Annotated in this window: 6 protein-coding genes and 1 pseudogene; all 7 read left to right on the top strand. The window is 46.9% G+C overall.

Annotated features, from left to right (window positions below; all coding sequences use genetic code 11):
- Positions 1-3: 3 nt before the first annotated feature.
- The gene (gene fenE, locus NSS75_RS10790) at positions 4-7,668 is read left to right on the top strand and encodes a fengycin non-ribosomal peptide synthetase FenE (protein WP_339237511.1); all 7,665 of its coding nucleotides are present in this window, start codon (positions 4-6) and stop codon (positions 7,666-7,668) included.
- Between the two features lie 25 nt (positions 7,669-7,693).
- Complete coding sequence (gene fenA / locus NSS75_RS10785) at positions 7,694-18,490, top strand: fengycin non-ribosomal peptide synthetase FenA (RefSeq protein ID WP_339237508.1); 10,797 nt, start codon at positions 7,694-7,696, stop codon at positions 18,488-18,490.
- Between the two features lie 28 nt (positions 18,491-18,518).
- Entirely contained in the window at positions 18,519-22,343 is a 3,825-nt protein-coding gene (fenB, locus tag NSS75_RS10780) for a fengycin non-ribosomal peptide synthetase FenB (protein ID WP_339237505.1), read from the top strand.
- A gap of 123 nt (positions 22,344-22,466) precedes the next feature.
- Positions 22,467-22,859, top strand: coding sequence for a DUF1360 domain-containing protein (locus NSS75_RS10775; protein ID WP_010334451.1), 393 nt, complete (start codon positions 22,467-22,469; stop codon positions 22,857-22,859).
- A gap of 144 nt (positions 22,860-23,003) precedes the next feature.
- Complete coding sequence (locus NSS75_RS10770; protein ID WP_213418671.1) at positions 23,004-24,539, top strand: glycoside hydrolase family 10 protein; 1,536 nt, start codon at positions 23,004-23,006, stop codon at positions 24,537-24,539.
- A 70-nt stretch (positions 24,540-24,609) separates the two neighbouring features.
- Positions 24,610-24,780, top strand: a pseudogene (locus NSS75_RS10765) (alanine acetyltransferase); the annotation flags it as partial.
- 139 nt (positions 24,781-24,919) lie between these two features.
- Positions 24,920-26,062, top strand: a complete 1,143-nt coding sequence (locus NSS75_RS10760) for an acyl-CoA dehydrogenase family protein (RefSeq protein ID WP_339237499.1) — start codon at positions 24,920-24,922, stop codon at positions 26,060-26,062.
- Positions 26,063-26,098 lie beyond the last annotated feature (36 nt).

The following is a 26,098-nucleotide window of genomic DNA, read 5'->3' as shown; positions in this document are numbered from 1 at the left end:
TTGATGCCGCAGCAACCCGAAATACAGGATATATATCCCTTGTCTTTTATGCAGGAGGGGATGCTTTTTCATTCGCTGTATGATGAACAGTCGAGAGCTTATTTTGAACAGGCGTCTTTTACAATCAATGGGCAGCTTGACTTAGACCGTTTCCAGAAAAGTATGGACGCTGTTTTTGACAGGTATGAAATCTTTCGAACGACTTTTATCTACAAAAATGTAGCCAAACCTCGTCAGGTGGTGCTTAAAAACCGTCCTTGCCATGTTCATTTTGAAGATATTTCTCATCTTAATGAGAGAGAAAAAGAACATTGTACAGAAGCATTCAAGGAACAAGATAAAAAAAGGGGCTTTGATCTTCAGTCGGATGTACTGATGAGAATATCCGTTTTAAAATGGGCGCCTGAGCGTTACGTGTGCATCTGGAGCCATCACCATATTTTAATGGACGGATGGTGCTTAGGCATCATCATCAAAGACTTTCTCCACATTTATCAAGCGCTGGGAGAAGGGCGGCTTCCATATTTGCAGCCAGTTCAGCCGTACGGAACGTATATTAAATGGCTGATGCAGCAGGATCGTGAAGAGGCAGCTGCATATTGGAAAAAGCGGCTGCAGCATTTCGAGAAAGCTTCTTCTTTGCCAAAAAGAAACGAGCAAGTATCAGAAGGTGAATTACAGCAGGTCACGTTTACCATCTCTGAAAAAGAAACGTCCGATTTGCAGAAAATCGCAGCAGCATCCGGTGCAACGCTTAACACCGTTTTCCAAGCTTTGTGGGGGATTTTGCTGCAAAAATTCAATCGCTGTGACGATGCCGTGTTCGGATCAGTCGTCTCAGGCAGGCCCTCTGAGCTGGAGGATGTAGAAAATATAGTCGGCCTTTTTATCAATACCATTCCCATCCGGGTCCAAAGCAAAGCTCTTTCTTTCTCTGGCCTGGTCAGCCGGATACAAAAGGAAATGACTGAAGCAGAAGCATACAGTTATTTCCCTCTATATGACATTCAAGCACAGAGTGCTCTTAAACAAGAGCTCATTGATCATATTATCGTGTTTGAAAACGTGCCGACCCAGCAAGAAATTGAAGGACTAAACCAGACTGGATCGTTCGGTTTCTCAGTGGAAAACTTTGCGATGGCGGAGGAGACTAATTATGGATGCAGCGTCAAAGTGATTCCAGGCCGCACATTGTTCGTGCGCATCAATTTTCATACAGGTTTATATGAGCCTGGCTTAATAGCTGAGATAAAAGATTATTTACAGCATATGATTTCAGCTGTCATCTCTGATCCTTCTCTTCCTGTTTCAAAGATGACGTTACTAGATAAAGACAAAACACAGAAAATGGTTGCTGAATATAATACGACGGGAGCTGTTTCAGCGTTAGCTCCGACGCTGCACGGGCTGTTTGAACGTCAGGCGGCTTTGACGCCGGATCGGACGGCTTTGCGCTTTTCTGGCGGCTCGCTGACTTACGCGCAGCTTGACATGTACGCCAACAGGCTGGCAGCGCGCCTTACGGCGCATGGTATCACGAAGGAAAGCATTGTCGGTGTTCTAAGCGAGCGGTCGCCGGACATGCTGACAGCCGTTCTCGCCGTATTAAAGGCAGGCGGAGTTTATGTGCCGCTTGATCCTGTATATCCAGAGGAGCGGCTGAGCTATATGCTGAAAGACAGCGGGGCAGCATTGTTGCTGACGCAGCCGGGATTAAAGGCACCTGATTTTTCCGGAAAGACACTTGAAGTGGATATGACGGCGCTTGCGAATGAAGAATCCGAATATCACTCTCTTCATCAAGCGGACAGCGATTCTCTCGCCTATGTAATCTATACGTCGGGCTCCACTGGACGGCCGAAAGGGGTCGCCGTGGAGCACCGCCAGGCTGTTTCCTTTCTGACCGGCATGCAGATGCAGTTTCCTTTAGAGGAAGACGACATCATTATGATGAAAACGTCTTTTTCCTTTGATGCATCTGTCTGGCAGCTGTTTTGGTGGACGCTTTCAGGTGCTTCGGCCTATCTGCTTCCGTCCGGCTGGGAAAAAGATCCGGCATTGATGGTAAAAGCCATTCGGGAGGAAGGCGTTACAACGGCCCATTTTATTCCGGCCATGCTGAACAGCTTTTTGGATCAAGCGGAAATAGAGGCACCGAGAAGCCTGAAGCGCGTATTCGCCGGAGGTGAACCGCTGGCACCCCATACGGCAGCCCGTTTCGCTTCTTTGCTGCCGGAGACATCACTGGTCCACGGCTACGGGCCGACAGAAGCAACCGTTGATGCGGCATTTTACGCGTGTAATCCTGAGTTGGACAAGGATCGCTTGCGCCTTCCGATCGGAAAACCCGTGCCTGGCGCGCGTCTGTATGTGTTAGATCCTCATTTAGCCGTACAGCCTGTCGGCGTAGCGGGAGAATTGTATATCGCCGGAGCCGGGGTTGCCAGAGGCTACTTGAATCGTCCGGAATTAACAGAAGAACGTTTTCTTGATGATCCATTTTATCCGGGTGAACGCATGTACAAAACGGGTGATTTGGCGCGCTGGCTCCCAGACGGACAGGTTGAATTCCTTGGCCGTCTGGATGACCAGGTGAAAATCCGCGGCTACCGGATTGAGCCGGGAGAAATCGAAGCGGTGCTCAGAAGCATAGAAGGCGTGCGGGAAGCGGCTGTGACTGTTCGTACAGAATTCGGCGAGTCGGAATTATGTGCGTATGCGGAAGGGCTCGGCAGAAATGAAGTGCGCAAGCAGCTTGAGACATTGCTGCCGGGCTATATGATTCCTGCTCATATCATTGAAATGGAACAATGGCCGGTTACCCCGAGCGGAAAGCTCGACCGAAAAGCGCTGCCTGCTCCTGACGGAGCGGCAGATCGGGAAACCTACACAGCGCCGAGAAATCTGACAGAGATGAAGCTTTCCCAGCTGTGGGAGGAAGTGCTGAAAAGCGGACCTGTCGGCATTCACGACAACTTTTTTGACCGGGGCGGCCATTCCTTAAAAGCCACCGCGCTTGTTTCCCGGATCGCTAAGGAATTCGGCGTCCAAGTGCCGCTGAAGGATGTGTTTGCCCATCCGACGGTAGAAGGTTTGGCTTCTGTCATCAGCGAAGGAACGGAAAGTCCGTATGAAGCCATTAAGCCGGCTGAAAAACGCGAGACCTACCCGGTTTCCTCCGCCCAAAAGCGGATGTATGTGCTCCAGCAGCTGGAGGATGGAGGCACAGGCTACAATATGCCGGCAGTCTTGGAGCTGGAAGGAAAGCTGGATCTTACAAGAATGGAGGCCGTATTCAAAAAGCTGATCAAACGCCACGAGTCACTGCGGACGTCCTTTACAACGGACACAGGCGGCGAACCGGTTCAGCGCATCCATGACGAAGTGCCGTTTACATTCCACACCTCTGTGCTCGGCGGACAAACTGAACAGGAAGCCGCGGCAGCTTTTATTCAGCCGTTTGACCTCAGCCAAGCTCCGCTGTTTCGAGCGGGGATCGTCAAGGTATCAGACGGGCGGCATCTATTACTGGTCGATATGCATCACATTATTTCAGACGGTGTGTCAGTCAATACGCTCATTCGGGAATTCGGGGAGCTGTACGCCAATCAGGAGCTACCTGCGCTTCACATTCAATATAAAGACTATGCCGTATGGCAGGAGGCCTTTAAAAAAGGAGACCCGTACAAGACGCAGGAGGCATACTGGCTGAAGCAGCTCGAAGGCGAGCTGCCCGTACTGGACCTGCCGGCTGATTACGCCCGGCCGCCGGTGCGAAGCTTCGCGGGTGATCAAGTTTCATTTACGCTCGATCAAGAACTCACAGCCGGGCTTCACAAACTCGCACGCGAGAACGGAAGCACCCTGTACATGGTGCTCCTGGCAGCTTACACAGCGTTATTGTCGCGCTTAAGCGGACAGGAAGACATCATCGTCGGGTCACCAATTGCCGGACGTCCTCACAAAGACCTTGAGCCGATACTTGGAATGTTCGTCAACACCCTGGCGCTTCGGACACGCCCGGAGGGCGGGAAGCCATTTGCGCAATTTTTGCAGGAAGTGCGTGAGACCGCATTGGAAGCTTACGAACACCAGGATTATCCGTTCGAAGAGCTTGTCGACAAGCTCGGCATGACGAGGGATATGAGCCGAAATCCGCTGTTTGATGTGATGTTTGTGCTTCAGAATATGGACCAAGAATCCATGCAGCTGAAGGACCTGTGTCTCCGGCCCGCAACAAATGTGGAACATCAAGTATCAAAGTTCGATTTAACCCTGTATGCGTACGAGGAAGCCAATGGATCTATGATGTTTCAAATGGAATATAGCACTGATCTCTATCAGAAAAATACGATTGAAATGTGGCTTCACTATTTAATGAATATGCTACGCGCCATCATCCAAGACAGCGAAGCAGCACTTGGAACAATACATGTATTGGACGAGAATGAAACCCATTTCCTTATCCATGAGCTCAACTGCACAAAAAGAGAGTATCCGAGACATGAAACCATCAGCAGGCTGTTTGAGTTACAGGCTGCACAAACGCCTGATGCCATAGCTGTGGGCGGCGATGAACAAACATTAACGTATAAGGAGCTGAACATCCGGGCAAACAGGATTGCTGCTGTTCTTCGGAGAAAAGGAGTCGGACCTGAAACTGTAGTTGCATTATTGACAACACGTACTCCAGAACTTGCAGCAGGAATGCTCGGCATTTTGAAAGCTGGAGGAGCCTATTTGCCTATCGCTAAGGATCTTCCCGCTGACCGGATATCATATATGCTGTCAGACAGCGGTGCAAAAATACTCCTTCAATCTGAAAAAGCAAACAATCAACGATTAGACTTAGAACTTACATGTGAGCAAATCGTCATCGAAGAGATTCAAGGACAAGGAGAAACGAAGAACTTTGAATCTCCAGCAGGGCCAAGTTCACTCGCTTATATCATCTATACCTCAGGATCAACCGGCAAACCGAAGGGTGTCATGATTGAGCAGCGAAGTGTGATCCGTCTTGTCAAAAACAACAATTACATTGAATTTACACCTGAAGACCGGCTTCTGCTGACTTCTTCACTCGGTTTTGATGTCGTTACATTTGAAATACTCGGGCCGCTGCTAAATGGCGCTGCTTTGCATCTCACAGATAAAGAAACATTTCTGGATTCCCATCAGCTTAAGAGATACATAGAACAAAACGGAATCACCACAATGTGGCTGACTGCATCTCTTTTCAACCATTTAACAGAACAGAATGAGAAAATATTTTCCCGGCTCATAAATCTGATTATTGGCGGAGAAGCTCTGTCAGCCAGTCATGTCAATCGAATCAAGCAAGCATGCCCGGAATTGTCAATCTGGAACGGATATGGGCCGACTGAGAATACAACATTTTCGACTTGTTTTCACATTGAAAAACTGTATGAACATTCCATTCCGATCGGCCGGCCGATTGGTAATTCAACCGCATTTATCTTAAATAAATGGGGAATGCTGCAGCCGATCGGAGCTGTCGGTGAACTGTGTGTCGGCGGAGATGGTGTGGCAAGAGGCTATCTTGGTCGACCAGACCTGACGAAAGAGAAATTTGTGCCAAATCCATTTGCGCCCGGCGAACAAATGTACCGTACCGGTGATCTGGCACGCTGGCTACCGGACGGCACAATTGAATATGTAGGCCGTGTCGATGATCAGGTAAAAATAAGGGGGTACCGGGTTGAGCTCGGTGAGATTGAATCAGCGCTTCGTCATATAGACGGTGTCAAAGAAGCAGCTGTATTGGCGCGAACAGGACAATTAGGCAGCAAGGAGCTTTACGCCTATATAAGCGTAAAAGAGGGGACAGATGCTGAACAAGTGCGTACTCACCTTTCTCAAATGCTGCCAGGCTATATGATGCCGACCTATGTGATAGAAATGGATGCTCTCCCGCTCACTGCCAACGGAAAATTGAACCGAAAAGCACTGCCTGAACCAGATATTACATCTAAACAAACGTACGTCCCGCCTCGAAATGACCTTGAAGAACAGCTTGCGATCATATGGCAGGAGGTTCTCGGGACACAGAGGATCGGAATAGAAGATTCGTTTTTTGAACTAGGCGGAGATTCAATTAAGGCTCTTCAAGTATCCGCTCGCCTCGGACGTTATGGGTGGAGCTTGCATGCAAGCGATTTATTCCGCCATCCGAACATAAAAGATTTATCAGCAGTCATCCGGAAGACAGAAAGAGTCATAGACCAAGGATCTGTTCAGGGAGCTGTCCCATGGACACCTATTCAGCATTGGTTCCTCTCTCAGGATATAGAAGATAGACACCATTTTAACCAGTCTGTCATGCTGTTTAGTCCTGATTGTTTGTCGGAAAATGCACTGCGCGCATCATTAAAAAAACTGGCAGAGCATCATGATGCCCTGCGGATGATTTATCGGGATGATAGCGGACAACAGATACAAATCAACCAAGATATTCATGAATCCAAACTGTACAGCTTAAGGATTTCTGATTTTTCAGATCCGGGAATCGATTGGGAAACGAGCATTAAAGAAGAAGTGGCAAATCTTCAGCAAAGTATCAATCTCCAACAAGGACCATTACTGCATGCCGCTTGGTTTAAAACGCTGTCCGGAGATTATTTATTTCTCACGATTCATCATTTGGTCGTTGATGGAGTATCATGGAGAATTTTACTGGAGGACCTGTCAGCGGCATATCATCAAGCAGCTTCAGGACAGGCTATACAGCTTCCGCCTAAAACAGATTCCTATCAGGAATACGCACGGCGAATTCAAGATTATGCCCAAAGCAGCAAGCTGATTCGCGAGGAAACGTACTGGCGGACGGTTGAAGAGGAAAAAGCAGCGGAACTGCCATACGAAATGCCTTATATGGAGAATATGAACAGCAGTGTAAGGGAAACATTGCGCTTTTCACTCACTGAAGCAGACACCGCGGTCTTGCTGCAAAAGGTAAACCACGCTTATGGCACAGATACACAAGATATTCTATTGACGGCGGCTTCCTTAGCGATTTGTGACTGGACAGGGGGCAGCAAGCTCCGTATGGCAATGGAGGGACATGGGAGAGAACACATTCTGCCGGATTTAGACATCAGCCGGACGGTTGGCTGGTTTACATCAATTTACCCCGTCCTTATTGACTTTGAAAATCAAGCGGATGAGCTTGGAACTGCAGTTAAAACCGTGAAAGATACATTGGGCCGGATACCGAACAAAGGGGTAGGGTACGGCATGTTGAAATATCTTACACATCCCGAACATAAAAGCATGGTGTTTTCAAAAACACCTGAAATCGGCTTTAACTATTTAGGGCAGTTCAACGACATAGAAAGTCAAGACCGTTTCCGCCCATCCGGTCTTGGGAGCGGTAAGGACATCACTCCTACTTGGAAGCGGGAGCAGCTTATTGAGATGAGTGCGATGGCAGCAGAAAATCAGCTTCATTTTCAGCTCAGCTATCCGCCGGCACGGTTTCACAGGGGTACAATGGAGCGGCTCATCACCATGATTGAATGCTATTTGCAGGATATTATGAAACACTGTGCTGAAAAACAGAACCCAGAAAAGACGCTGAGCGATTTCAGCAGCCAATCATTAACGGCAGAGGATTTGGACAGTATATCCAGCTTGGTGGAAGATTTGTAGAAAATCGTGACAGGGAGATATGAACATGACAAAAGCGAATTCAATACAGGATATTTATCCGCTGTCTTATATGCAGGAAGGAATGCTTTTTCATTCCCTCCTGCAAAAAGATTCACGGGCATATGTTGAACAAGCCTCTTTTACAATAGAGGGAGAAGTCAATTTGCAGTTTTTCCAAGAGAGCATCAATGCTTTAGTAGCAAGACATGACATTTTCAGAACGATTTTCATCAGCCAAAATGTCTCTTCACCTCAGCAGGTTGTCCTGAGGGAACGGACTGTCAGTGTACTGGAGGAGGACATTGCTCATTTAGATGAAGCGGGCCAATCTGCGTTTGTCGAACAAATAAAAGAAAAGGACCGCGCCAAAGGGTTTCATCTGCAAAAAGATATGCTCATGCGCATCACACTTATTCGAACCGGAAAGCGGCAATATACTTGTATTTGGACCTTTCATCACATCATGATGGACGGCTGGTGCCTCGGCATTGTACTAAAAGAATTCCTTCAGATTTATGCATCAAAAATAAAAGGGGCTCCATTATCATTGGAGCCCGTTCAGCCATACGGAACTTATATCAATTGGCTGATGGAGCAAGACAAAGAGAAAGCTGTTTCCTATTGGGACAATTATCTTTCCGGCATTAAGCAGCAAACCTTGCTCCCGAAGCAGAAAAAAACAAAGAGCACAAGCAGGCAGGAGCAAATTACATTTTCATTTTCAAAAGAAGACAGCAGCAGGCTGTCAGAGCTTGCCGTAAGAGAAGAAGTCACACTCAGTACAATTTTCCATACCCTATGGGGAATTCTTCTTCAAAAATATAACAATAGTGATGACGCGGTATTCGGTTCTGTCATTTCAGGAAGGCCCTCAGACATTGAAGGAATTGAACAAATGGTCGGGCTTTTCATCAACACGATTCCCATACGGATGCATGGATCAAAAACGCCATTTTTACAGCTCGTAAAAGACATGCAAAAGGATCGCCTTGCTGCAGAAGCATACAGCTACCATCCTCTATACGAGATACAGTCCCGTTCAGCAGTCAAGCAAGGTTTGATTGATCACATTCTTGTATTCGAAAACTATCCGGTGCAGAAAGAAATAGAAATGCTGAACAGCCAGGAGCCTGATTCAGATCTTTTTCAGATTCATAACTTTACAGTAGCGGATGAAACCAATTACAGCTTTTATCTTATGGTGGCGCCAGCGGAAGAAATCCATATAAAAATGAGCTATGATGCAGCACTGCACGACCGATCCTTTGTGCTTTCTGTTAAGGAGCATCTTTTGAACACTGTTTCCCAAATCTTAGATCATCCGCACCTCTCACCCGAAGACATCGATATCACAACAGACACTGAAAAGCTGCAGCTGATTGGGGAAATCAAAGATCACAAACCAGCTTATGAAACCATCCATGCCATGTTTGAAAAACAGGCAGAAAGAACGCCTGACGCGCGGGCTGTGATTGATCAAGCGCATTCTCTGACCTATAAAGAATTGAACGAATCCGCCAACAGATTGGCACGGCATTTGCGGAAAAAAGGCGTTATGAGGCAGGAACCTGTCGCAATCATGATGGAACGCTCAACTGAGTTCATTACAGGTATTCTCGGTATATTGAAGGCTGGAGGCGCCATTGTTCCAATCGATCCCCATTATCCGTCTGACAGAATAAATTATATTCTAAATGACTGCGGCTGCTCTCATGTCGTTTCACAAGCGCATTTTGCACCTTTGCTTGAGACTGGCCTGAATGTTACCTATATAGAAGATATTCAAATCGAAGACGGCAGCTGCTTACATTCAGTGAATAGTGCGGACGACCTGCTCTATATGATTTACACATCAGGCACAACGGGAAAACCAAAAGGCGTTCAATTTGAACATCGAAATATGGCTAACTTGCTGCAGTTCGAATTCACTCGCTCTGGCATTGACTTTGAAAATGATGTTTTGCAATTTGCAACTCCTGCTTTTGACGTCTGCTATCAAGAAATATTTTCAACATTGCTAGGAGGCGGCACACTTCATATCGTGCCTGAAGCTATAAAAAGAGACGTGCCGCAGCTGTTTGCATTTATAAAAGAGCATCAGACGACTATTGTGTTTCTCCCAACGGCTTTTATCAAAATGATTTTCAGCGAACAGGAATTTGCGAACGCGTTTCCTCATGATGTAAAACACCTGATTACAGCCGGGGAGCAATTAATCGTTTCCAGTCTCCTCAAAGATGTTTTGCGTCAGCGCAGCATGTACTTGCACAATCATTATGGACCTTCAGAAACTCATGTAGTGTCGGCATATACCATACATCCGGGTGACCAAATTCCGGAGTTTCCTCCGATCGGAAAACCGATTGATTGTACTGATCTGTATATTTTAAATCGCCAAAAACAGCTGCAGCCTCGGGGAGTATCAGGAGAACTTTATATTTCCGGTTCAAGCGTGGCCAGAGGTTATATCAATAACGATAAACTGACGCGAGAGAAATTTTTACCCGATCCCTTCAGGCCCGGAGCGGTCATGTACCGAACGGGAGATGTAGCGAGAATTCGTGAAGACGGCAGCTTTGAATATATCGGTCGAGCCGACGATCAAGTGAAAATCAGAGGTTATCGAATCGAGCCGCAAGAAATAGAAATCGCGTTAATGAATCATCCAGAGGTCAAAGAAGCTGCTATTCTTATCCGGCCAAATCAAGGTGAAGAACATGAGTTATGCGCTTATTATTGCAGTATGCACAGGCTGGATGCCTCGGCTTTGCGACAATATCTGGCAAATGAGCTCCCAGAATATATGATTCCGGCCAAATGGGTCTGGGTTAACAGCATTCCTTTGACGCCGAACGGAAAAGTCGATCAATCAGCTCTTCCAGAACCGGAAGCTTCAATCAGCAGTAATACATACGCTGCTCCGCGGAACCTGTTAGAGGTAAAGCTTTCGCAGCTGTTTGAAGATGTGCTGAAGGAAACCCCGATCGGCATTCACGATAACTTTTTTGACCGCGGCGGACACTCGTTAAAAGCAACGGTGCTTGTGTCGCGAATCGCCAAGGTATTTCATGTTCAAGTCCCGCTGAAGGACGTATTTGCCCATCCGACAGTGGAAGGATTGGCTCTCATTGTCCGAAATGCAGAGGAAAATCCCTTTGCATCGGTTGCACAGGCAAAAGAACAACCGACGTACCCAGTATCATCAGCTCAAAAGCGGATGTACGTGCTCCAGCATCTAGATAATGGCGGTGTCGGCTACAACATGCCGGCAGTTTTAGAACTGGAAGGGAAGCTTGATCGCGAAAAACTGGCTGCTGTATTCAAGGAACTGATCAGCCGGCATGAACCGCTTCGAACGTCCTTTGTGCCGGGAGAAGATGCCGAGCCCGTACAGCGTATTCACAATGAGGTTCCGTTTACGTTAAGTGAAGAAGCCTCTGCTGCTGGATTTGTCCGTCCATTTGACCTCAGTCAAGCGCCGTTATTCAGAGCTGGCCTTGTGAAACTGGCGAACGAGAAGCATTTGTTGCTGGTGGACATGCATCATATCATTTCCGATGGTGTATCCGTTCAGCTTTTAATCCGCGAATTCACTGAGCGCTATGCAGATCGGACGCTTAAGCCGTTACGAATCCAATATAAAGATTATGCCGTTTGGCAGCAGGAATTTCAAAAGCAAGACACATACAAAAAGCAGGAGACTTACTGGCTGAGACAGTTTAGCGGTGAGCTGCCGGTGCTCGAGCTCCCAACAGACAAGCGCCGACCGGCAGAACGGAATTTCTCAGGCGGAAAAGTTTTATTTCAAATGAATGAAGAAATCACGTCCCGCCTGAAACAGCTAGCCCGCAAAAATGGGAGCACGCTGTACATGACGCTACTCGCATTGTATTCAGCTTTTTTGTCGCGGTTAAGCGGTCAGGAAGACATCGTGATCGGTTCGCCTATTGCCGGACGCCCGCATGCCGATCTTGAATCGGTCCTTGGCATGTTCGTCAATACATTAGCGCTCCGGACGCACCCAGCCGGCAATAAGACATTTACAAATTTTCTCAAGGAAGTCAAGCAGACTGCACTGGAAGCCTATGAGCATCAGGATTATCCGTTTGAAGAGCTGGTTGATCAACTCGGTGTGCAGCGGGAAATGAGCCGGAATCCGCTGTTTGATACAACACTTGTGCTGCAAAATATGGAAAAGCAAACGCTGAAAATGAATGATTTGCTGCTTAGATGGAACGATTTGCAGCATCCGATATCTAAGTTCGATATTTCCCTGTATGTCACGGAGCATGAGGCTGAGCTGTACTGTCAGTTTGAATACAGTACCGCTTTGTTTGAAAAAGATACCGTTCAAAGATGGGCCGACCTTTTTATGACACTTGTGGAAAACACAGCTTCCAGTCCTGACATGGAATTGAACAATATCCCGATCCTGACAATAGAAGAAGAAAGGTCTTTCATTGACTCGTGCCATCCGCTTGAGGAGACAGGCTATCCGTTGAAACAGACCCTGCACCATGCACTCGAACAGCAAGCGGCAAAAACACCTGACCAACCGGCCGTGATCGTTGAAGACGGAGAGATAACCTACAAGGAATTGAACGAACAGGCTAACCGTGTAGCCTGGGAGCTGATCGACCGCGGAGTAAAAGCCGAAACGACTGTTGCCATTATGGGTAGGCGTTCCCCTGAAATGCTGATCGGGATTTATGCGATTCTAAAAGCAGGCGGCGCTTATCTTCCTATTGACCCGGATTATCCAGAGGAACGGATCCGCTTTTTGCTGAAGGACAGCGATTCTGGCATTCTCCTTATTCAATCTGACAATCTAGAAATTCCAGCTTTTGATGGAGAAATCGTTCATCTCAGTCAATTAAACAGCGGGCTGAAACGTCGTCTGTCCAATCCAAATGTTGAAGTCTATCCGGATTCTTTAGCCTATGTGATTTATACATCCGGCTCTACTGGAAGACCTAAGGGTGTACAGGTTGAACATCAATCTGCAGTGAATTTTTTAAACTCCCTTCAGTTCCGCTATCCTTTGAACCAATCGGACGTCATTTTGCATAAAACGTCGTATTCCTTCGATGCTTCGATATGGGAGCTGTTTTGGTGGCCGTATGCTGGCGCCTCTGTTTATCTGCTTCCTCAAGGAGGCGAAAAAGAACCGGACATGATATTGAAGGTCATAGAAGAACAGCAGATTACAGCGATGCATTTTGTGCCTTCTATGCTTCATGCGTTTTTAGAATATCTAAAAAATGGCCCAGCACCGATCAAAACGAACAGGCTGAAGAGGGTGTTTTCTGGAGGCGAACAGCTGGGGGCACATCTTGTCTCTCGGTTCTGTGAATTGCTGCCAGATGTTACATTAACCAATTCCTATGGGCCTACCGAAGCTACTGTAGAAGCGGCATTCTTTGATTGCCCGCTGGATGAAAAACTTGACCGCATTCCCATTGGCAAACCTATTCATCATGTCAGATTGTATATTCTGAACCAGAAGCAGAGGATGCTGCCTGCTGGATGTATCGGAGAATTGTACATCGCCGGGGCCGGGGTTGCCAGAGGCTACTTGAATCGGCCGGAATTAACAGAAGAACGTTTTCTTGATGATCCATTTTATCCGGGAGAGCGCATGTACAAAACAGGGGATTTAGCACGCTGGCTGCCAGACGGACAGGTTGAATTCCTCGGCCGTCTGGATGACCAGGTGAAAATCCGCGGCTATCGTATTGAGCCGGGAGAAATCGAAGCGGTGCTCAGAAGCATAGAAGGCGTGCGGGAAGCGGCTGTAACTGTTCGTACAGAAAGCGGCGAGGCGGAATTATGTGCATATGCGGAAGGGCTCGGAAGAAATGAAGTGCGCAAGCAGCTTGAGGCATTGCTGCCGAGCTATATGATTCCTGCTCATATCATTGAAATGGAACAATGGCCGGTTACCCCGAGCGGAAAGCTCGACCGAAAAGCGCTGCCTGCTCCTGACGGAGCGGCAGATCGGGAAACCTACACAGCGCCGAGAAATCTGACAGAGATGAAGCTTTCCCAGCTGTGGGAGGAAGTGCTGAAAAGCGGACCTGTCGGCATTCACGACAACTTTTTTGACCGGGGCGGCCATTCCTTAAAAGCCACCGCGCTTGTTTCCCGGATCGCTAAGGAATTCGGCGTCCAAGTGCCGCTGAAGGATGTGTTTGCCCATCCGACGGTAGAAGGTTTGGCTTCTGTCATCAGCGAAGGAACGGAAAGTCCGTATGAAGCCATTAAGCCGGCTGAAAAACGCGAGACCTACCCGGTTTCCTCCGCCCAAAAGCGGATGTATGTGCTCCAGCAGCTGGAGGATGGAGGCACAGGCTACAATATGCCGGCAGTCTTGGAGCTGGAAGGAAAGCTGGATCTTACAAGAATGGAGGCCGTATTCAAAAAGCTGATCAAACGCCACGAGTCACTGCGGACGTCCTTTACAACGGACACAGGCGGCGAACCGGTTCAGCGCATCCATGACGAAGTGCCGTTTACATTCCACACCTCTGTGCTCGGCGGACAAACTGAACAGGAAGCCGCGGCAGCTTTTATTCAGCCGTTTGACCTCAGCCAAGCTCCGCTGTTCCGGGCGGGGATCGTCAAGGTATCAGACGGGCGGCATCTATTACTGGTCGATATGCATCACATTATTTCAGACGGTGTGTCAGTCAATACGCTCATTCGGGAATTCGGGGAGCTGTACGCCAATCAGGAGCTACCTGCGCTTCACATTCAATATAAAGACTATGTCGTATGGCAGGAGGCCTTTAAAAAAGGAGACCCGTACAAGACGCAGGAGGCATACTGGCTGAAGCAGCTCGAAGGCGAGCTGCCCGTACTGGACCTGCCGGCTGATTACGCCCGGCCGCCGGTGCGAAGCTTCGCGGGTGATCAAGTTTCATTTACGCTCGATCAAGAACTCACAGCCGGGCTTCACAAACTCGCACGCGAGAACGGAAGCACCCTGTACATGGTGCTCCTGGCAGCTTACACAGCGTTATTGTCGCGCTTAAGCGGACAGGAAGACATCATCGTCGGGTCACCAATTGCCGGACGTCCTCACAAAGACCTTGAGCCGATACTTGGAATGTTCGTCAACACCCTGGCGCTTCGGACACGCCCGGAGGGCGGGAAGCCATTTGCGCAATTTTTGCAGGAAGTGCGTGAGACCGCATTGGAAGCTTACGAACACCAGGATTATCCGTTCGAAGAGCTTGTCGATAAGCTCGGCGTAACAAGGGATATGAGCCGAAATCCAGTGTTTGATGCCATGTTAGTCGTTCAAAATACAGAGCAACAGTCTTTGGAGCTGGATGACATACAACTCCAGCCGGCCGGCGTTTCTCATCATGTTTCTAAGTTTGATATCACATTGCAGGCTTCTGAGGGTGACGAGCAAATTCATTTGCAATTTGAATATTCGACTGCACTTTTTCAAAAAGCAACGATAAAACAATGGACATATCACCTGACAAATTTGCTGAGTCATATTGTCAAAAATCCGAACACACTTCTTAACAATATCGACATTCTGACTCATGAAGAGCGAAACAAACTGCTGAATGAGTTTAACAGCGGGCAAGAAAATGAACATAAAGTGCAAACAATCGATCAGCTGTTTGAAAAACAAGCAACGCTGACTCCGAATGCTCCTGCACTCGTCAGCAAAGAAAACACGCTCACCTATCAGGAACTGGACGAATGGTCCAATGGCATTGCATGGGCCCTGCGAGACCGCGGGGTTAAGCCGGACACACCAGTCGGAATTATGATGCCTCGTTCATTCAGCATGATTGCAGCCATTCTGGGCGTTTGGAAAGCCGGCGGCTGTTATGTCCCGATTGATCCGGAATACCCGGCGGAACGGAAACGCTATATACTCGACGACAGCCGAACCAAACTGCTCATCACTTTACCTGCTGCGGAGCAAGAAGCACTTGAAGATTTTGAAGGTGAGATATTCGCTATAGAGACCGCGGAGACATACGACGGATCACCGCTTCCGCAAGTGTCACGCCCTCAGCATTTGGCTTATATCATTTATACTTCAGGAACGACAGGCCAGCCAAAAGGCGTGATGGTCGAGCATAAAGGAATAGCCAACACCCTGCAGTGGCGGCGAAATGCTTATGCTTTGAATGAGACAGACACAGTCCTTCAGCTCTTTTCTTTTTCGTTTGACGGCTTTTTAACAAGTATGTTCACACCGCTTTTGTCAGGTGCAAAGACAGTGCTGCCTGATGAAAACGAAGCGAAAGATATTTTGTCCATTAAGCATGATCTATCTCATCATCGGATTACACATATGATTATCGTCCCTGTTTTATATCGGGCACTTTTGGACGTCATACAGCCGGAAGATGTGAAGACGCTTAGAGTAGTCACGCTTGCAGGAGAAGCAGCTGACCGGGAATTGATAGACCGCAGCATGGAAATATGCCCGAATACAGAGCTAGCAAATGAATATGGGCCGACAGAAAACAGTGTGGCAACCACAGCCATGAGACATATGGAACGGCAGAAAAACGTATGCATCGGCCGGCCGATCGACAATACTGAAGTGCTGATTTTAAACGGGGATCAGCTTCAGCCAATCGGCGTTGCCGGCGAGCTTTGTATAGCAGGAACAGGGCTTGCGAGAGGGTACGTCAATCTTCCGGAACTGACAGCAAAAACGTTCGTTCAGCACCCATTCCAGCCCGAAAAACGCATGTACCGAACAGGTGACGCAGCCAGATGGATGGCAGACGGTACAATCGAATACTTAGGACGAATGGACGATCAAGTAAAAATCAGGGGCCACCGTGTAGAAACGAAAGAAATTGAATCGGTTATCCGCCGTATAAGCGGAGTAAAAGGGGCTGTTGTCCTTGCTCGCGAAACAGCGCCTGCTCAAACCGAAATATGTGCTTACATTGTGGCAGAGCAAGACTTTAATACAGAAATGCTGCGTGCCGAATTAAAAAAACAGCTGCCTTTATATATGATGCCGGCGTTTATTCAAACGCTGGACTCGCTTCCTTTGTCACCAAATGGCAAGCTGGATCGCCGGGCGCTTCCAGAACCGGCATTCAATCAAGTACGTACATTTCATGCACCGAACAGCGAGATGGAACAAAAACTGGCAGATATATGGGGTGAAGTGCTCGGTGCAGAGAAAATCGGAATTGATGATTCGTTCTTTGAGCTCGGAGGAGATTCCATTAAAGCGTTACAGGTGTCAGCACGGCTTCATCGAATCGGGAAACAAATGTCGGTTAAAGATTTATTCAGTCATCCGACAATTAAAGAACTGGCAGCATATATCCGTGATTCCAATACTAGTGCCAGCCAAGCTCCGGTTGAGGGAGAAGTACAGTGGTCACCTGTTCAGAAATGGTTCCTTTCTCAAGATATAAAAGAGAAACACCATTTTAATCAATCTGTTATGCTGCATCGGAGTACCTCCGTTCAAGAAGACGCGCTGCGCAAAACGTTAAAAGCCATCACAAACCACCACGATGCGCTGCGAATGGTGTTCACACAGTCTGAGCAAGGCAAATGGGTTCAATATAATCGGCCGGTCAGTCATTCAGACGACGCGCTGTACAGCCTACAGATCATCAATCTTAAAGGTTCAGAAGTCAATGAATATGAATCTCTGATTAAACATCATGTACGTGACATTCAGCAGAACATAGATTTGGAAAAAGGGCCGCTATTGCAGGCCGGACTTTTCCGTACAGATGATGGAGACTTTTTGTTCCTAACGGCTCATCACTTCATCGTTGACGGCGTCTCATGGCGTGTCCTGCTGGAGGATTTGGCAACCGGATACCGTCAGGCTGTAAACGGAGAAGACATTGATTTGCCGCCTAAAACAAGCTCTTTCAAAGCATATACGGAAAAACTCGCTGACTATGCTGAAAGCCGTCAGCTTATGAAACAGCTCGCATATTGGCGCGAAGCTGAAGAGTATCAAACAGAAGCACTGCCGTTTGATCAAATGAACGCTCAAACTTTAAATGAGAGAAAACGGGATACAGTTTCATTCTCTCTAAATACAAAAGAGACGGATGCGCTTTTAAAAAGCGTCAACAGTATATATAACACAGATACGCAAGATATGCTGCTGGCTTCCGTGATTCTAGCTTTGCGGGATTGGACAAAACAATCCGCCGTCAAATTGTCATTAGAAAGCCACGGACGCGAGGATGTGTTAGACGGCATAGATGTCAGCCGCACGGTTGGATGGTTTACCGCCATTTATCCATTATTCGTCAAACTAGATTCAGACTTGTCCGACAAGGATCAAGAAGAATACTTGGTTCATGTGTTAAAAACAACAAAAGATACACTGAGACGCGTTCCGGACAAAGGATTCGGCTACGGTGTACTCAAATATTTGACCCCGCCTGAGAAAACTGACCTTGATTTCACCGGCACGGCGGACATCAGCTTCAACTATCTGGGTCAATTTGAAAACAGCCGTACAACTGAAGCGCCTGATGAAAACACCTTCTCGTTTTCTCCGCTCGGGACCGGAGAAGATATCAGCACTTCTTGGAACCGTGAGCAAACGCTTGACATCAGTGCGATGGCAGCAGAAGGAAAAATGACAGTCAACATGACGTACGAAACATCCCGTTTCCAGCATAAAACAATCGCACAGCTTTGTGAGAATTGCCATCACTATTTACTGAAGCTGATTGATCACTGTCTGAACAAAACAGAAACAGAAAAAACCATCAGCGATTTTGATGATCATGAACTGACCGAGGACGCACTCCAAGAAATCGCTGATATGCTCAGTTTTCACTAATGAAACCGTATAGAAAGGTGCAGGCGATATGGTTAAAACCAAAAAAATCAAGAACATTTATCCTCTGAGCCATATGCAGGAGGGAATGCTGTTTCATTCCTTCCTCCATAAAGAGGAGGGAGCTTATGTTGAGCAGTCGCTCTTTACGATAAAAGGAAGCCTTAGCTATGAGATGTTTCAGCGCAGTATTCAAGCCATCATCGACCGCCATGATATTTTCAGAACTGTATTTCTGCCGCACGTCCCCAATCTGTCGGGGCCTCGGCAGGTCGTGATGACAGAACGGAAATTCCATTTGCACACTGAGGACATTTACAGCCTGCAAACGAATGAGCAGAATGATTATATTGAACAGTTTAAGGAGAAAGATAAGAAAAAAGGGTTTGATTTGCAAAAAGACATGCTGATGCGGATTTCTCTGCTCAAAACAGCGGAAAATGAGCATGTCTGTGTCTGGAGCCACCATCACATCTTAATGGACGGCTGGTGTCTCGGAATCATTCTGCAGGAATTTATGCAAATCTATCAATCTATCCATACAGGAAATCACCTTGCTTTGGAGCCTGTTCGCCCCTACAGCACGTATATTTCTTGGCTGACAAAACAAGACAAAGAAACGGCAGCAGACTACTGGCGTGCTTATCTGAAAAATTACAGCACCCCCTCACAGCTGCCTCGGGTGACGGACAGAGAAGCAAAAGAAGGGTATTACCGTGAAGAATTAATTTTCACTCTGAATCAAAAGCTGACGGACAAGCTGAAAGAGACTGCCAAACAAACAGGCGTCACGCTTGCCACCTTTATTCAAACGGTCTGGGGTGTCATGCTCCAGCGCTACAACCGAACGGACGATGTCGTTTTTGGCGCGGTCGTTTCAGGCAGACCATCTGAAATTCCGGGTGTTGAGTCAATGATCGGATTGTTTATCAATACAGTTCCGGTTCGTGTTAAAACAGGCAAAGAAGAAACGTTTGCAGAACTGCTCAGCCGCTGTCAACAAGATATGCTGGACGCTGAGCCGTTTACCTGCCATCCTTTATTCGATATTCAGGCAAACACCGCCTTAAAACAGGAACTGATTGACCACATTATTGTCTTTGAAAATTATCCGTTACAGCAAAAAATGGCTGACTCAGCTGATCAGATTGATTCACCTCTGCAAATAGACAATGTAAAAGTGTCTGAACAGTCAGGATACAATTTCAACCTTGTCGTTGCTCCCGGTGATGAACTCGTCATCAAGTTCAGCTATAATGCGCACGTGTATGATGCTGCCTGGATGACCTGTATCCAAAGACAGCTGACACAAGCGTTACAAGCCGCTGCAGATCACCCTGACATTCCCGTTGCAGACTTTTCCTTTCTTGATCCGAAAGAAAAAGAGCAGATTTTAACACAATGTAATGACACTTCGACGGCGTATCCGAAAAACAAATCAGTGATAGATATATTCCGCGAACAGGCAGTAAAAACACCGGATCAAACAGCTCTGGTTTACGGAAATAGGTCCATTTCGTATCGTGAACTCGATCAAAAATCGGATGCACTGGCCAGAACATTGTATGAAAACGGGCTGCGCCGGAACGGAACAGCCGGTATTTTGTCTGGTCATTCTCCTGAATTCATCATTAGTGTACTGGCTGTTTTAAAAGCAGGGGGGACATACCTTCCTCTTGACGCGGAGCTTCCGCCTGAACGGATCAGCTATATGCTCGACGAAACAAAAGCCGCTATGCTGATTGTTCAAAAAGGACTGGAGCCAAACACAGCGTTTGCTGGAACCTTCATTTCTGCAGATGCAGAGGCGATGATTGAAGAACATACGAAACCTTTGGAAATCGTCACTGGCCCGGATGATCTCGCGTACATCATGTATACTTCCGGTTCGACAGGCCGGCCTAAAGGCGTTATGATTACCAATCGCAATGTCGTGTCCCTTGTTTGCAACAGCAATTACACATCAGCTTCTGTAAATGACCGGTTTATCCTGACAGGGTCCATCAGCTTTGACGCCGTCACCTTTGAAATGTTTGGAGCGCTTTTAAAAGGCGCAACTCTGCATATCATTGATAAATCAACAATGCTGACACCAGATCGTTTTGGCGCGTATTTAATTGAAAACAACATCACTGTGCTGTTTTTGACAACCGCTCTTTTTAATCAGCTGGCACAAGCTCAAGCTGACATGTTTCATAGGCTTCATACGCTATATGTCGGGGGCGAAGCGCTGTCGCCTGAGCTTATAAACGCTGTCAAGCGCGCGTGTCCGAAGCTTTCGCTTTATAATATCTATGGACCGACAGAAAACACGACGTTCTCAACCTTTTTTGAGATTAAAAGAGACTATGCCACTCCCATCCCGATCGGGAAACCGATCAGCAATTGTACCGCTTTCATCTTAGATGCAAAAGGATGTCTCTTGCCAATAGGCGTTCCCGGAGAGCTATGTGTCGGCGGTGACGGGGTGGCAAAAGGCTATTTAAACAGAGATGATGTAACAGCTGCCGTTTTTTCTTCTGATCCTTTCATACCTGGAGAAAGAATATACCGTACCGGTGATTTGGCGCGGTGGCTGCCTGATGGGAACCTAGAATATATCAGCCGGATTGACAGACAGATTAAAATTCGCGGAAAACGGATTGAGCCCGCTGAAATTGAAGCGCGGATGTTAGAAATCGAAGGGGTACGTGAAGCGGCAGTTACTTTGCTGGAAACAGATGGAGAGGCGCAGCTATACATGCATTATGTTAGTGATGAAAGCAGAAACGAAAAGGAAATTCGCGCTGCATTAGCACGAGTGCTTCCTGACTACATGATTCCGCAGCGCTGGGTTCGAGTTGACCGTATGCCGCTTACCGGAAACGGAAAAATCAATCGCAGCGCACTCCCTGTTCCAGAAAACGAGTCTGAAAATCGTCAGGACCTCACACCGCCCAGAAACTGGGTCGAACAGGAATTGGCGCAAATTTGGAAAAGCGTACTCGGCGTTAAAACGATCGGAATACATGATGATTTCTTCGGTCTTGGCGGACATTCACTAAAAGCGCTTCAAGTGATACACATGCTTAAACATCATCAGCATATTGATATACCGATTGATGTCTTATTCGAAAATCCGACGATCGCCCAGCTTGCGGAAAAGCTTTATTCTAATCAGCTGTCAGCGGCCGGTGAACAGCATGTGATCCAACTGAACCAGCAAGGCGGAAAAAACCTGTTCTGCTTCCCGCCGATTTCAGGCTTCGGGATTTATTTTAAAGACCTGGCATTGCAGCTGAATCACAAAGCAGCCGTGTATGGCTTTCATTTTATTGAGGAAGACAGCCGCATTGAACAATACGTCAGCCGCATTACCGAAATACAGCCAGAAGGGCCGTACGTTCTATTAGGCTACTCCGCGGGCGGAAACTTGGCTTTTGAGGTCGTACAGGCTATGGAGCAGAAAGGACTAGAAGTCAGTGACTTCATTATCGTAGACGCCTACAAAAAGGATCAGTCTATAACAGCAGATACCGAAAACGACGACTCAGCCGCATACCTGCCGGAAGCAGTCAGAGAAACAGTGATGCAGAAAAAAAGGTGCTATCAGGAATATTGGGCTCAGTTAATAAATGAAGGCCGTATCAAGTCAAACATTCATTTCATTGAAGCTGGCATTCAAACCGAAACGAGCGGGGCTATGGTATTACAGAAATGGCAAGACGCCGCTGAGGAAGGCTATGCCGAATACACCGGGTACGGCGCGCATAAAGACATGCTGGAAGGTGAATTTGCTGAAAAGAATGCAAATATTATCCTCGATATTTTAGACAAGATCAATTCAGATCAAAAAGTGCTGCCAAATAAGCATTAAACAAATACTTGCCGGACAGAAGCGTATCTCTGTCCGGTTTTCTTTTTGCAAGAGAGTCGCGCATAAGAATGGATGCAAAAAAGCGGGGAATGATAACATCATCCTTTTTCTTGGAGGCTTGTCATGGAACATCTTTCTTGGCTTACTTTTTTTATGCTGATACTGGCGAGTTACAGGCTGACACACTTAATTGTATTCGACAAAATTACAGAATTCATCCGAAAACCTTTTATGAAAAAGAAAAGAACTGTTGATGCAAACGGGCACGTGAATGAAAAAAACGTGCCGGCCTCAAACTTTGGCTATATGTTAAATTGCTACTGGTGCGCGGGCGTTTGGTGTGCCATCCTGATCGGGCTTGGCTATCTTTTTTTACCTGATATCGCTGTTCCGGTGATTTTCATATTATCGATCGCAGGCGCACAGGCCATTCTTGAATCAGCTGTCGGCGTCGGCGTAAAACTCGTAGACGTGTTAAAAAGTGTCCAAATTCTCATAAATGATAAAAAGTCCTAAAGCAGGGTAAAGAGGCTTCGGGACTTTTTTACGTTCAGCCGGTTATAAATCCGGTTTCTTCAATCCGATTAAGCACCCTTTTACAGCCCGGGAATACCGTAATAACGAATAGTGAAAGCGATGTAATGGGGGAGAAGAAACAGAATGAAGGGTTGTCAAAAGCCGATTGTACGTATTCTTGTCAGCTTGCTCATCGGAACGTTAATCATATCCGTTCCTTATCTGGCCAAAGCACAAACGGACAGGGAACTGAGAGCCGTATGGATTGCATCCGTACTAAACCTTGATTGGCCGTCAAAAAAAGGCTTATCGATTGAAGCGCAAAAACAGGAGTATCTCAGCCTGCTGGATGACGTTCAGTCAATGGGAATGAATGCCGTCATCGTTCAAATTAAGCCGACGGCCGATGCCTTTTATCCGTCCGCTTACGGGCCTTGGTCTGAATATTTGACTGGTGTTCAAGGAAAAGACCCAGGTTATGATCCGCTCGCTTTTATGATTGAAGAAGCCCATAAACGAAATCTTGAATTTCACGCTTGGGTTAATCCTTACCGCATTACGATGAACCATACAGATCTCAATAAATTGTCTGATGATCACCCGGCAAGAAAGCATCCGGACTGGGTCGTGGCTTACGGTAAGCAGCTTTATTATAATCCCGGCATCCCTGAAGCGAGGGATTTTATCATCAAAGGCATTGAAGAAGTCGTAAAGCATTATGACGTTGATGCCGTTCATATGGATGATTATTTTTACCCTTATAAAATAGCCGGACAGGAATTTCCTGATACCGTACAGTATGAACAATACGGGAAAGACACGTTTCCCGTTATTGATGACTGGCGAAGAGATAATGTAAACCAGCTTGTCAGCCAAATCAATCAAACAATCAAAGCTGAAAAACCATATGTCAAATTCGGCATCAGTCCATTCGGTGTATGGAGAAACGCAGAAGACGACCCAACCGGATCGAATACCAAAGCAGGTGTCAGAAATTATGACGACCTTTATGCAGATACGAGACACTGGATCCAGCAAGGCGACATCGACTATATTGCCCCGCAAATATACTGGAGCATCGGCTTCAACGCAGCCGCATATGACGTGCTGGCTGATTGGTGGAGCAAGGAGGTCAAAAACAAACCCGTTCATTTATACATCGGGCAGGCAGCCTATAAAATCAATAACAATTTTGACCCGCCATGGTCCGACCCTGAAGAATACGCCAGACAAATCAACCTCAACCGTAAGCTGGAGCTGGTGAAAGGAAGCATGCATTTCAGCCTTAAAGACCTCAATAAAAATCCGCTCGGCATCAAAGACAGACTCATCACCGACCTGTACAGCAAGCCTGCATTGGTACCCGAAATGCCTTGGCTCGACAGCAAAGCGCCGAAAAAACCGAAACTGACCAAAGTAACCGCAGACGATAACGGAAACCTCCTGCACATACAAGACCACCCATCAAATCGAAAAACAAAGGAAACAGCCTATTATGCGATATACAGGGCTGAAGGAAAACAGGAGCAAACATTGCTGACCACAGCAAGAAAAACAAACGACAAGCAAACCTTCCTGGATGACACGGCAGAACCAAATAAAACATATACGTATTATGTCACGTCCGCAGACCGGCTTCATAACGAAAGCAAGGCCTCGAAAAGAAAAATAAATCAATAGCCCGCAGAGACGGCTGTTACTAGCCGTCTTTTTCAACAAATTGCGTTTTTATGAATGAGACAAGAAACGTATTGCCGGTGCTGAATTACCTGTATTGGAAACTGAGCATTTCATATTAAAAAAGATCGAAGAAGAACACTTGCAAAATGTATTTTCAATCTATGAACATGACGAAGTATTTGAAAACTGCGGCATCATTCCTAAACATAACATAAAGACAGTACATAAAATGATTAGCCATAAAGCCCGAACGAATGAAAATGCTTATTATCACCGGTTAATTTTAACGCTGACGTTTTAATTTTCAGACTTCTTTTGTCAGGGAATGATTCCTGAATTCACTTAATAGGATGTTACAAAGATGTGAAGGAGGAAACCAAGTGAATTTTGAGCTGACAAAAGAACAGCAAATGGTTCGTGAAATGGTAAAGGATTTTGCAAAGAGAGAAATTGCTCCTCACGCAGAACATGTAGATCAAACGGGTGAATTCCCGATACAAACGTTTCAAAAAATGGGTGATCTCGGACTGATGGGCATCCCCTTTCCTGAGGAATATGGAGGATCAGGCGGAGATACGATTTCCTATGCCTTAGCTGTTGAAGAAATCGGCAAAGCATGCGGCAGTACAGGATTAAGCTATGCAGCTGCAGTTTCACTCGGTGCAAGCCCTCTATATTACTTCGGGACAGAAGAACAAAAACGGGACCATTTGATTCCTCTGGCTTCCGGAAAAGCACTCGGATCATTCGGCCTGACAGAACCAAATGCCGGCTCTGATGCAGGAGGCACGCAAACGAAAGCGGTGATAGATGGTGATGAATATGTGATTAACGGCGAAAAATGCTGGATCACAAATGCCAGCTATGCACGTACGGTGATTGTGACGGCAGTGACAGGCAAAAATGAGAGCGGACATAATATCATCTCCGCATTAATTGTTCCGACAGACACACCCGGCCTTACCATAACGAGCCCGTACGATAAAATGGGCGTGCGCGGATCAAATACAGCGGAAATTTTGCTTGAGGATGTCCGTGTACCCGCAAGTTACCTGCTCGGCGACCCTTCAAAAGGATTTAAACAGTTTCTTCATACCCTGGATGGCGGACGCATTTCAATTGCCGCTCTTGCAGTCGGCATTGCCCAAGCGGCACTTGAAGCCTCCTTAGCCTATGCGAAAGAACGAAAGCAGTTCGGACAGCCGATCTCTTCCTTTCAGGCCATTCAGTTTAAACTTGCCGACATGGCGATGGAAATCGATCTTGCCCGGCAAATGGTATTAAAAGCTGCCTGGCTGAAAGATCATAAGCGCCCGTTTACGAAAGAAGCGGCTTATGCCAAGCTGTTTGCCTCTGAAATGGCAACAAGGGCATGCAACCAAGCGATTCAAATCCATGGCGGTTCCGGCTACATGAGAGAATATGCGGTTGAACGGATGCTGAGGGATGCAAAATTGATGGAAATTGGCGAAGGCACATCAGAAATTCAGCGTATCGTGATCGCCAGACAGCTTCTAAAATAAAATGTAAACGCTTTCTGATCTCGTGAAAGGAGGACC

The organism is Bacillus sp. FSL K6-1012, from assembly GCF_037964915.1.
GTDB classification, from domain to species: Bacteria; Bacillota; Bacilli; order Bacillales; family Bacillaceae; genus Bacillus; species Bacillus halotolerans.
This window is presented reverse-complemented; position numbering and strand designations above follow the sequence as displayed.

Coding starts and splice junctions, on each gene's coding strand:
- NSS75_RS10775 (WP_010334451.1), top strand. CDS start 22,467: ATGGAACATCTTTCTTGGCTTACTTTTTTTATGCTGATACTGGCGAGT.
- fenE (WP_339237511.1), top strand. CDS start 4: ATGCCGCAGCAACCCGAAATACAGGATATATATCCCTTGTCTTTTATG.
- fenB (WP_339237505.1), top strand. CDS start 18,519: ATGGTTAAAACCAAAAAAATCAAGAACATTTATCCTCTGAGCCATATG.
- NSS75_RS10770 (WP_213418671.1), top strand. CDS start 23,004: ATGAAGGGTTGTCAAAAGCCGATTGTACGTATTCTTGTCAGCTTGCTC.
- fenA (WP_339237508.1), top strand. CDS start 7,694: ATGACAAAAGCGAATTCAATACAGGATATTTATCCGCTGTCTTATATG.